Origin of the sequence: Shewanella sp. SM32, assembly GCF_025654235.1 — a bacterium.
GTDB classification, from domain to species: domain Bacteria; phylum Pseudomonadota; class Gammaproteobacteria; order Enterobacterales; family Shewanellaceae; genus Shewanella; species Shewanella oncorhynchi.
Window position 1 is genome coordinate 20,882 of sequence record NZ_JAKKRO010000057.1, and the last position, 11,456, is coordinate 32,337.

7 protein-coding genes are annotated in these 11,456 nt (G+C 45.8%); 2 read left to right on the top strand and 5 right to left on the bottom strand.

Going from position 1 to position 11,456, the window contains the following annotated elements:
• Window positions 1–83 precede the first annotated feature (83 nt).
• From rsmE to L5M10_RS18730, 4 genes are all read right to left on the bottom strand, one after another.
• Window positions 84–815, bottom strand: a complete 732-nt coding sequence (rsmE, locus tag L5M10_RS18715) for a 16S rRNA (uracil(1498)-N(3))-methyltransferase (RefSeq protein ID WP_263164839.1) — start codon at window positions 813–815, stop codon at window positions 84–86.
• An 8-nt stretch (window positions 816–823) separates the two neighbouring features.
• Entirely contained in the window at window positions 824–1,600 is a 777-nt protein-coding gene (gene endA, locus L5M10_RS18720; protein WP_173913177.1) for an endonuclease EndA, read from the bottom strand.
• Between the two features lie 129 nt (window positions 1,601–1,729).
• The gene (locus tag L5M10_RS18725; RefSeq protein ID WP_263191666.1) at window positions 1,730–2,389 is read right to left on the bottom strand and encodes a SprT family zinc-dependent metalloprotease; all 660 of its coding nucleotides are present in this window, start codon (window positions 2,387–2,389) and stop codon (window positions 1,730–1,732) included.
• Window positions 2,390–2,532: 143 nt separating this feature from the next.
• Entirely contained in the window at window positions 2,533–3,687 is a 1,155-nt protein-coding gene (locus L5M10_RS18730; RefSeq protein ID WP_263255724.1) for a hypothetical protein, read from the bottom strand.
• A 330-nt stretch (window positions 3,688–4,017) separates the two neighbouring features.
• On the opposite strand from L5M10_RS18730, the gene blaOXA reads away from it, so the two are divergent.
• The gene (gene blaOXA, locus L5M10_RS18735; RefSeq protein ID WP_263255725.1) at window positions 4,018–4,842 is read left to right on the top strand and encodes a class D beta-lactamase; all 825 of its coding nucleotides are present in this window, start codon (window positions 4,018–4,020) and stop codon (window positions 4,840–4,842) included.
• 164 nt (window positions 4,843–5,006) lie between these two features.
• On the opposite strand, the gene L5M10_RS18740 is transcribed toward blaOXA, so the two are convergent.
• A complete protein-coding gene (locus tag L5M10_RS18740) occupies window positions 5,007–5,918 on the bottom strand; it encodes a LysR family transcriptional regulator (protein WP_105251501.1) in 912 nt (303 codons plus the stop codon).
• Window positions 5,919–6,039: 121 nt separating this feature from the next.
• Between L5M10_RS18740 and L5M10_RS18745 the strand changes: the two genes are divergently transcribed.
• Complete coding sequence (locus tag L5M10_RS18745; RefSeq protein WP_105251502.1) at window positions 6,040–10,593, top strand: biotin carboxylase N-terminal domain-containing protein; 4,554 nt, start codon at window positions 6,040–6,042, stop codon at window positions 10,591–10,593.
• The last annotated feature ends 863 nt before the right edge of the window (window positions 10,594–11,456 follow it).

Here is an 11,456-nt window from a genome sequence, read left to right on the forward strand (position 1 = left end):
CTTATTTGTCGCCGTTTGCAGGCAAAAAAGCATTTATTGGATAATGGGGTGCCATACCACCGCTGTGTGCGGTTGTGGACGGTCTAGCCTAAATCACCAAATCTGAGTTGCAGTGCCGTAATGGCGGTGAGCGAGGCGGTTTCGGTGCGTAGCACTCTGGGGCCAAGCAACACATCGGTAAACTGATAGGTTTCTGTCATGGCGATTTCTTCCGCCGACAAACCGCCTTCTGGGCCAATTAATAGTCGCACGCGGGTATGCGCCAAATCTAAGCCATTGATGCCGTGTGCGGCACGTGGATGCAAATTGAGTTTCAGCGCTGAGGTCGGCTCACTGCACCAATCGTGTAAGCCCATCGCTGGGCGAACCACGGGCACTTGGCTGCGTCCCGATTGCTCACAGGCGCTCACGACGATCTTTTGCCATTGCTGAATTTTTTTCTCTAGGCGTTCGCCGTTGAGTTTCACGCCGCAGCGATCGGAAAACAGCGGCGTAATCGTATTCACGCCAAGCTCGACCGATTTTTGAATGGTGAACTCCATTCTATCGCCACGGGAAATCACTTGGCCTAAGTGTAAGTTGAGTGGCGACTCAGATAAATTGGCCTCACAGGAGAGCAGCTTTACTGTGACATGCTTCTTACCTGCATCGACAATTTCAGCAAGATAATCATTGCCATCGCCATTAAATAGACTGATATGTTCGCCGTTGCCCATGCGTAGCACCTTGCCGATATGGGCCGCGCCATCTTCGTCTAAGTTCAACTGTTGATTGATGGCTAATGGCTGAGGTTGATAAATTCTTGGGACTCTCATTGTCGACCTTATTCGGCTAATTGTTGACGCTGTGGTGGCGCATTACAGGCATTCTGCACAAAGGGGTTATGGTTACCTTGGGTTTGCGCTATGGCGTTATCACGTTTGCACTCAATAGTATCAACTGGATAGGTTTTATCCCATGCCTTAAATAATTTTAATTGGCTTGAGGCGATTTTAAGACCATAGGTCTGCTGCATATAGAGGTAGGTTCTGGCTATCTTACCGCGGGTATTCGCGGGAGGTTGTGCTTGACGATTCTTAAAGTCGACTACCATAGCACATTGGCCATATTGGTCGGCCTTACCGTTCCATTGGCTAAATCGGAAGTTGCTGCGATCGCCATTGACCTCACCAATTGCGGGTACCAAATTATGCATGTCCGATTCCATCTTATTAAATTCATTACTGTTATCGGCACAGTTTTTACGGCCGCCCTTTTGCCAGCATTGGAGTTGATGGCCAAATTCCCAGGCGGGGACTATGTGTTCCCACTCGATACGGTTGGCGCGGGTTTCCTGTTTACGGACTTGATAACCACAGCTGGCGAGATCGGGTTTCCACGATTTGCCTTTGATCTGAATTTCACAGCCACAGTAAAAGCTGACTGCGGGCAGAGTACCTTGGCGACTGCCTGCGTAGAGCGCCTGTGACTTGGTTTTCGCTTGGCTGAAACTGCTGGGATGTGACACTGAGGCACTTGCGGGCACAGATAAGGTCGCCGCCCAAGTGATTAGGCACAACAAAAGTCGCCGTGAATTAACGGTTAAAGAAGCTATGTTCAAAATTTATCCCAAAATAACAAACACTACGCGAGCCTTTGGCTCGTCTTTTATGGCGTGATGGTAAGGGAAATATCGCTGTTTATGCAAATTGAGTCGCACTTAGGTGGGAGTTTTGTTTGCTGAAAGTCGCTAGATCGCAGTTAAATGGGTCTTACAGCGTTTACAAATATAACGACTTTCACCACGCAACACCTTGTTATGGCGGCGAATACTCAGTCGAATCGGTCCACAGGCGCAGCGATACTCAACATCGCGACTCGTAACTGAAGTGGTATTAAAGCTATGTGTGGTACTCGGATTGACCTTAAATACCGTTAACATCAAAGATTGCCATTCTTTACCGTGGGGCTTGGTTTTGCCAAAAAGCTGAAAACACAGCAAATGACAAATTTCGTGGGGGACAACCTCAGTCAGAAATGCCTCGCTGTTTTCGCGTAGCAATACAGGATTGAATCGCAAGCGATTCTGTTGCAGATGAGCCGTACCCGCACTCTTACCCCTTAGACTAAATTGAGTGACTGGGCGTGAAAAAGTGCGCTTAAGCGATATCTCGGCCTCTTGATAACAGGCTTCAATTCGCTCTAGTACTTGAATTTGTAGTGACGAGAGTGGGCGTGATGAACCGGTGAAAATATGTGCTTGAGCCGGATCTTGTAATGGTGGACTCGTTATCCCCTGCGACTTATCTTGGCTTTGGCCTAAGGCTGCGTACGTCGATTTTGTCAGCGGGGCAAGTGCTTCACTGCTGCGACGGCGTAAGGCATTGAGTAAGTCAGCGGGTTTCAGCATAGGGTTAGCGTTGGATCTCGTCGGTTAAAGATAAAATTGAGTGCTTAAAACTTATCGGTGATTAAGCCTGCCTAAGCGTTCGCATCATAGCGAACGCTATCTGACAATGCCAGTTTCAGCCTGTTTCAGGAAATGTGACTTGGCTATAAACTCGCCGCCGCTTGCATCACCATAGTGCGTACTTGCTCGACTATCGCTTGCTCTGTTTCGGCATCATAGCCTTTCACTCTTGGGGTGTGAATGTGGCCGACCTTGGCATGGCTATTAAACTTTTGCTGCAAGACTATGGCGCGATAGGAGATTTCATTAGAGAGATAACCGCCGCCAGAACCTTCGACTGAGGTTTCGTTTTGCAGTTCGTTTAATGACGTCGCGCTAAATTCACCGCGGGCAAGGGTAGTGACAGTATGGTTATCATTGACTTTCCATTGACCATCTTTGACTTGCATAGCCGAAACAGGCAGTGAAAATTCCACAAATTCGGGGCCGATAAAATCTTTACCATTAAGCTTTGGGGCAACCGGTGCGGTTTTAGTGCCGCCAGTGAGTACGTTTTGGTTATCGGGCGCCGCTGCACTGCGATTTCGCCCTGGGAAACGTTCAATATCAAAATCAGTTCGGCCCATGCTAACGGTGAACACAAATTGGGTTTTGGGATCGCGATAAATCGGGCTCAATAGCGACTCGATAAGCCCTTGGTCAAAATCTTCAAAACGCACTGGCACCATAGCGGTTTCTATTTGCGCCGTTTTCCCATTAATTTCAAAGCGAAAACCATCCAAGGCGAGGGCGACTAGACCTGAAGGATTACTCTGGGTGATATCTTTGTCGAGGAAGAAAGGATCGAAACCCGTGAGGAATATTTTGATTTGGACATCATCACCATATTGAATATCGCTAAAACCCCGTGAGGCCTTTTCAACTGCACTCATTAATATATCTTGTTGCCAATCGGCCATTTTAAAGTTGGCGCTGGTGGTTTTTAGACTATTAAGCATGGCAAGGCGAGCCCAGTATAAAGGTCGGTCGTCAAAATGCCCTGACTGCACATCGCGGACAGCTTGTTGCCATAATCTGTGTCCTTGGCGCGCCGCTAATTGGGTGGCGTCAACTTCGTTTTTCTTTGAGCTCAGCTGAGCCAGACCATCGTCAAGTGCTTGATAGCGAGTTACTACGTCGCCTATGGTTTTTTCGGCTGCTGGTAGGCGGGAAACTTCAACGTCACCAAATAACTGCACGGCACTGGCTGTAGTCATTAAGCTGGTGGTGAGGATGAGTGTTAACACTGGCTTCAACATGTTTGGCTTCCCTGTAGTGATTAGATGTTATTCATTGGAAATAATGATTATTTTTTTCGTGCGGATAGTCTCTTATGCCAAAAAGTATGCACTACAAGCTGAGGGTAATAAAGTTAAGCTCAGTGATCTTTGTCATCTTATGCCAATATCTTCTATCACAAATCATGTGGCGCTGGCATTAACCCATCTGCAACAGTGCAATAGGGTCTAGTTTGCCTCTTTTTTGCCACAATTGGTCAGCAGTTTGCTAGGGCTTGCCAAAACCCTAAGTGATAGCCTTAATCACTTTTTTAGTTCATTGGATTGTTTATTTTTCTACAAGGAGACTTTATGCGTTTGTTCACCATATCGGCTGTGCTGGTGATGTCGTCTATTTTAGTGTCGTCAAGCTTAGTGGCGCCGACTTTTGCATCTACTACAGCTAAGGAGTGGCAAGAAACCCGCAGTTGGGATGCTAGTTTTACTCAGCACCAAACTAAAGGCGTAGTGGTGTTATGGAATGAAAACAAGCAACAGGGATTCACTAATAATCTTAAACGTGCCAATCAAGGTTTTTTACCTGCATCGACGTTTAAGATTCCTAACAGTTTGATCGCGCTAGAGCTTGGCGTGGTGAAGGATGAGCATCAAGTCTTTAAGTGGGATGGTAAAAGTCGAGATATCGCAACTTGGAATCGTGATCATAACCTTATTACTGCAATGAAGTATTCGGTTGTGCCTGTCTACCAAGAGTTTGCTCGCCAAATTGGTGAGGCGCGTATGTCGAAGATGATCGCCTCGTTTGATTATGGTAATGAGGATATTTCGGGAAATTTGGATAGCTTTTGGTTAGATGGTGGCATACGAATTTCGGCTACGGAGCAAATCGATTTCCTACGTAAGCTTTATCACAACAAGATACACGCTTCTGAGCGCAGTTTACGTATTGTTAAGCAAGCCATGCTGACTGAAGCGAATTCTGACTATATTATCCGTGCGAAAACCGGTTTTGCAGTCAGATCAGAACCAAGTATTGGCTGGTGGGTAGGTTGGGTTGAACTCGATGATAATGTATGGTTTTTTGCGATGAATATGGATATTCCCGACGCGGCAGGTTTAGCATTGCGTCAAGCCATTACTAAGGAAATCTTAAAACGGGAACACGTTATTCCTTAGCCCATGCTAGGTCGTGTAAGCATAGCGTATCTAAACCTTGCGAGAATTGCGTATGAAACTGCCTACTTGGCTGACATCAATCGTGATACTGAAAGCCTAGACTCAGATCTAGGCTTTTTTATTGGGCTTTCTTGAAACAGGTTTCCTTGATGCGACGGGAAACATTAACCCATTAGGGATTGCAGGCTTTCTTGGCTGCTGAAGCGTTTTACAAAGAAGTCTAAGAAGACACTGATGTTGGTGGCCAGTTGGCGTCGGCTCGAATAAACCCCATAAACCTTAAAAGGTTCAATCGGCCACTCCTGTAAAATCGGTACTAGCTGTCCATTAGCAAGTTCAGTCTTACAGGCTGAATTGGATAACATGGCGATGCCAAAATCATCTATGGCTAATTGCTTCACCATTATCGGGCTGTTGACCCTCACTTTACGTTGAAAGTTCGCCATGGTTTTACGCGAACCTTTACCCAATGGCCAAATTGGTGCTGAGCGAGAAGTCCCCAATAAAATCCCACTGTGCAGGCTGAGTTCCTTTGGGGTCGCGGGTGTGCCTTTGAGTTTTAAGTATGCAGGGCTTGCCACCAAAATTGGCTGGCGTTCAAACAGTAATCTTGCGACTAAGTCCGACGATTGAAGTGGACCATATTTGATGGCTATGTCATATCCTTCACCGACTAAACCAATATCGTTGTCGGTAAACTGGACATCCAATTCAACATTGGGATATAAACGCATAAATCCGCTACAGAGGTTAGCGATAAGTTCTTGGCTAAATGACACTGGGATTGCAATACGTAATGATCCTGACACATCATCGTGAGTATTCTCGATAACTGCCTTGGCCGCTTCTACCTCATTGCGAATCGAATCACAGTGTTGATAAAAGAGTGCCCCGATTTGGGTCAAACTCAAATTACGGGTGTCGCGCTGTAGTAATCGCACGCCAAGTTGTTCTTCTAGCTGCGCGATTTTGCGACTTATGGTGGATTTTGGGTGGCCGGTTTCACGTGCAGCTTGGGAGAATCCCTTCGCTCTAACTACGGCTGCAAATAGCATCATACCGTTTAAATCTGGCATGTTATTCCCACTGTCTCATATTTGGAACAAAGCGTCCTATGCAGTTTAATGGCATTTGACGGGATAACAAAGTTATATTTATTGGCTAAAAATTTTCAGAGGCTAAGCAGAGGATCTTTTGATGACCAGCAATAATCAGCCCAAACACATGACTCAAGCCCAAACGCCCGATCCGCTTTTTTTACAGGCCGAGCATTTGGCAAAAGATTTTTCTCTGTTTCCTAAGCACAGTAAACAGAGTTTATCGGAAGAAATTAAAGGTCTTTTAAATGAGGATGCTATTCAAGCAAACTTAAAAGACTTGGCATCTTTAGATGTCGACGGTTACGTTGCTAAAGTGATCCAGCCGACCCAAGATAAAGGTCGTCCTGGTGCAAAACGTATTATTGCCGATCTTAAAGGTCGTTTGATTACGGAAACTCACTTGGGCTCTTTTTACAGTGCTGAGGTCGAGCTGAACTTTGGTTCACGCACTCGTCGTATTGGCTTTATTGCCCAAGAACGCACTACAGCTAACGGTGCTTGGATGCCTGAGCATCATTACGCCGCTTGTAAAGCAATTCGTCATTTCGCCGAATTGTCTATGCCTATTATCTATTTAATTGATACCCCAGGGGCGGATGCTGGCGAAATCGCTAACAGCCAAAACCAAGCGCATTCAATTTCTAAAGCCATCGCAGAAAGTGCCAACGTTGACGTACCGACAGTCGGTATCGTAATTGGTGCTGGTTATTCTGGTGGCGCAATTCCATTAGCGGCGGCGAACATTCTGTTGTCGTTGCGTGACGGTATTTTCAACACGATCCAGCCACAAGGTCTGCAAAGTATTGCCCGTAAGTACAACTTATCTTGGCAAGAATGTGCGAAATCTGTCGGTGTATCACCAGAAGAGCTTTATACCTCAGGTTGTATCGACGGTATCATCGACTTTTCACCGGGCGATCGCGACGAGCGTCAGCACAATCTGCGCCGCGCTATTATTAGCAGCGTAGAAGCGGTTGAGCGTGCAGCGATGAATTTTGTGCGTGAATCTAAAGATTTACGTGAGCATTATGATCGCAGTTTAACTCGTTTCCTTAATCCATCTAAAAACTTGATGGCTTTGGAACTGAATGCAGAATTGGCTGTGGCAACTAGCCCGACCAGTCACCATAACTTGTTCGGTAGCGCCTATCGCTATTTGCGTTATTTAACGCTACGTAGCCGTATCCATTCTATTTCTCAAGAGCAATATGGTCGTCTGTCACGTGCTAGCGTGCCAGAAGGTGATCTGTTGGCACGTATTCAACAGGAACAAGACCGTGTGTTCCAAGCTTGGTTGTCTAACCCTGACAAGCTAGTTTATGACGAAGATTTGAATAAATTGTGGACTAACTTTGTCGCTAAACGTGACGAAGTTTCTACCGAGCGTAACATGCTGACACGTTTGATTTTGGGTGAGCCAAAAGAGAACTATAAAAAAGCACGTAAGGCGTTGTTATTCAACATCAGCTGGTCTTTGTATCATCGCTGGAAGAGCAATGCGGCTAACAACTTTAAAGGGCTGATTCAGCACTTAGAAAGTTTGCCAAAGTCTGTGACTCAAGCTAAATGGCCTGAGCTGAATCAGCTGACTGTGCTTGATGTGGTGGTAAATGAAGAACTGCGTGAAGACTTTATTTGGCAATGCCATAACATTCTGATCTTCAATGCCTTGTATGACAACGTTGTGGGCAGCTTAGCGTCAATCGCTAAAGAAGCCATGATGTCGAAGAGTTTGTCACGTAACTCAGTGAACAACCTGTTGCACAAGTCAATTGACCATGCATTGTCGACGCAAGATACCTCGAACGACAAAGCTAAGTTCTATAAGTGGCTCAAGTATTTTATGGGTCAATCGAACCGCGCCGATTTGTTGGTGCGAGTAGAGCAGTGGAAGAGTGTGGGTTTCCCACAACTTAACGACAGTCTATTCGTGGTACTGACTTACTTTTTCGAGCGTTTACTGCCTGAGTATTTCGATAGTGAAAGCGATACCAGCAAGTACACTGGCGCGATCAACCCTGTGCGTATCGGTCGTCGTAAGGACTTCTGGAACCGCTTGACCATGGGTTATCAGGATCTATTGATCCAAAAAGTGCTGCGTGACGAAAAACGTAAAGGCAACATGACTTGGGAAAATGTGGTGAAGCAGTTCTTTACCCATTTCGAAGAGATCAACGGCGACAAGATGTCGGCTAACTTGCTCAACTTCCCTGGCTTCCGTTTATCGATTGAAGACGCATTAGATAAAGGCATTCGCCCATGTGGTTTGATCACAGGTATTGCTGACTTTAAAGAAAAAGGTCAAAAAGTGCGTGTGGGTGTGGCTGTGTCTAACACCGCATTCCAAGCGGGTGCATTCGATATGGCCAGTGCTGAGAAATTCTCTGCACTATTAATCGAGTGTGCTAAGCGTAAATTACCCGTTGTGTGCTTTATCAGTTCAGGCGGTATGCAGACTAAAGAAGGCGCCGCGGCGCTATTCTCTATGGCTGTCGTGAACGACCGTATCACGCGCTTTATTCGTGATAACGAATTGCCAGTACTGATGTTTGGTTTTGGTGACTGTACAGGTGGTGCGCAGGCGAGTTTTGTGACTCACCCATTGGTGCAAACTTACTATCTGTCTGGTACTAACATGCCATTCGCAGGTCAAATGGTGGTGCCAGCTTACTTACCATCAACGGCAACGCTGTCTAACTACTTGTCAAAAGTACCTGGCGCAATGGCGGGCTTAGTCCATAACCCATTCAGCGACAATTTAGACTCTCAGTTAGCGGGTATCGATCCTCTGATGCCAATGCCTTCGGCAAAAATTAACGACGTGATCATCAATGCACTGTCGACCTTAGTGGTTGAAGCTACTGTTGAAGAAGAAGTGATCGTGCAGAACGATCCACGTAAGTTAATGAAGCCAATTAACAAAGTATTGGTTCACGCTCGTGGTTGTACAGCTGTAAAACTTATTCGTAAGGCGCATGACAATAATATCAATGTGGTATTAGTGGCGTCGGATCCTGATATGACGTCAGTCCCCGCGGATATGCTTAAAGAAACTGACAAGTTAGTTTGTCTTGGTGGTAACACATCGGATGAAAGTTACTTGAACGCATACTCAGTGCTGAAAGTGGCCGAATATGAACAGGTTGATGCATTGCATCCTGGTATTGGTTTCCTCTCAGAAAGCCCGCAGTTTGCTGCATTGTGTGTGAATAACGGTGTTAACTTCGTCGGTCCTAGCGTGCATTCAATGACGACTATGGGTAACAAGTCGAACGCAATTAAGACATCGCAAGCGCAAAACGTACCTGTTGTTCCTGGTTCGCACGGTATTCTGACCAATGCTGAACAAGCCGTAAACGTGGCGAGCGAAATCGGCTATCCAGTACTGCTTAAAGCGGTACAAGGTGGTGGCGGTAAAGGTATTCAGGTTGTAAAACGTCCTGAAGACATGATTGGTTTATTCCAAAAAACCGCAACTGAAGCGGCCGCCGCCTTCGGTAATGGTGACTTGTACTTAGAGAAGTATGTGACATCACTACGTCACATCGAAGTGCAGTTGCTGCGTGATAAGTTCGGCAACGCGAAAGTATTAGGTTTGCGTGACTGTTCGGTTCAACGTAACAATCAAAAAGTGGTCGAAGAATCTGGCTCAACTATGCTGCCGGATGAGCTGAAGCGACAAGTGCTGGCTTATACCCGTGCCTTAGGCGACGCGACCGATTACATGGGCGCAGGTACCGTAGAGTTTATCTATAACTTAGATGCGAACGAAGTCTACTTCATGGAGATGAACACGCGTCTGCAGGTTGAGCATCCCGTCACGGAAGCGACTTCAGGTATTGATATCGTTAGCGCGCAGTTTGATATTGCTGCTGGCCGTTCAATTGCAGCGTTAGAACCGAAAGAAATTGGTTATGCGATGGAAGTACGTGTGACGGCTGAGAAAGCGGCGCTCGATAGCCATGGCATACTGCAACTGATCCCAAATCCGGGCAAGATCACTGAGTGTGTGTTCCCAGATCATCCAGATGTGGAAATCATTTCGATTGCTGCGCCAGGTAAAGAAGTATCGCCATACTACGATAGCTTGATTGCGCAAATCATCATGCGCGGTGAAAACCGTGAAGATGTGATTGCCAAACTGTACGAATACTTAGACAGTGTAGTGCTGAAAGGCATTGCGACTAACATTCCGTTACTCAAGCTGATCTTGAAAGATGGTACCTTCAACGAAGGTGTTTACGACACTAACTATCTGCCACGCTTAATGGCTGAGCTCGATATTCCTGCGTTGATCGCAGAAATGGAAGCTGCCGCTGAAACTGTGGAAGTAGACACTGAGTCACTGCGTGTTGGCGAAAGTAACGAACTGAAAGTGTTAGCCCAAGGCGCTGGTATCTTCTATACCTCTTCTGCACCGGGTGAAGCGGACTTCGTGAAAGAAGGTGACATAGTCACAGTCGATCAAACACTAGCACTAACAGAAGCGATGAAGATGTTCTCGCAAGTGACCTTAGCCGGCTTTAACCGTCAGAGTGCGATTCTGTACCCTGAAGATAAGAAGTATCGTATAGAGCGCATCCTGAACAGCAATGGTCAGCAAGTGTCTCAAGGCGACTTACTGTTCGTGGTCTCGCCTGTTGAAGAATAAGCTCAGCGTTTAACGCCATAGCTGAATGAGAAAATACCCGCCATTGGCGGGTATTTTTTTGCTTCTAAATTATTGCCACTATGCCACTAAATTTTCTGTCATTAAATATAGGTAAGCGAACATGCCACTCTTAATGTGCATGACGTTTTTGACAAATCAACTTAGCTTTAATAGATAAGCTCATAACTAACAAGTGGCCAATCTCAGCTTTGTGCAATACGACCTGTATCTCTGATTAAGTCGGCAAAGAGTTTCTTTAATCTGTCGTTCGCCCATTTATCAGAACAAGTAGCATCAAGAGCCCACCTCTGGCCTCGAGAATTAACGGAATCTCCATGCTTTATTCGTAGTAATAGAGGCTCATCAAACCTCATTTTAAGTTGAAACTGAGTCTAAAATGAGCTGGGTGTGGATAACTTTGGGGGGTAAGTGGTGGGTATGATGTGACTAGATTAGATAATTAGAATTAACTGCAAATTTCCTTAAAATAGGGGTTGCACAAAAAGTTTCACTGCCTATAATGCGCATCCACTGACACGGCAGACAGCGTTAAGCAGCCTGGTGTGACAGTTCATCGATAAGTTTACTGATTGATGAGTGTTAAGAAAGTTTGCAAAAACTCCTTGACGCGAAACGGGAAATGCGTAGAATACGCAGCCCTAGCCAACTGGAAGCGTTCGACGCTCAGTGTGGTACTCAAGTTCTCTTACGAATATTGAGTTGCTCTTTAACAAGATAAAACAAGAAATCTGTGTGGACACTCACAGGTGTTGAGTTAATCGAAACTGCTTAACCTTCGGGTTGGCAGTCAAAAATTTAAATCAATGTAACAATGAGTGTTCATAGTAATATGTACAGTTTGT

What these genes read in the sequence shown, in the direction of transcription:
- L5M10_RS18745 (WP_105251502.1), top strand. Translation starts at nt 6,040, where the DNA reads ATGACCAGCAATAATCAGCCCAAACACATGACTCAAGCCCAAACGCCC.
- L5M10_RS18740 (WP_105251501.1), bottom strand. Translation starts at nt 5,918, where the DNA reads ATGCCAGATTTAAACGGTATGATGCTATTTGCAGCCGTAGTTAGAGCG.
- L5M10_RS18725 (WP_263191666.1), bottom strand. Translation starts at nt 2,389, where the DNA reads ATGCTGAAACCCGCTGACTTACTCAATGCCTTACGCCGTCGCAGCAGT.
- rsmE (WP_263164839.1), bottom strand. Translation starts at nt 815, where the DNA reads ATGAGAGTCCCAAGAATTTATCAACCTCAGCCATTAGCCATCAATCAA.
- L5M10_RS18730 (WP_263255724.1), bottom strand. Translation starts at nt 3,687, where the DNA reads ATGTTGAAGCCAGTGTTAACACTCATCCTCACCACCAGCTTAATGACT.
- blaOXA (WP_263255725.1), top strand. Translation starts at nt 4,018, where the DNA reads ATGCGTTTGTTCACCATATCGGCTGTGCTGGTGATGTCGTCTATTTTA.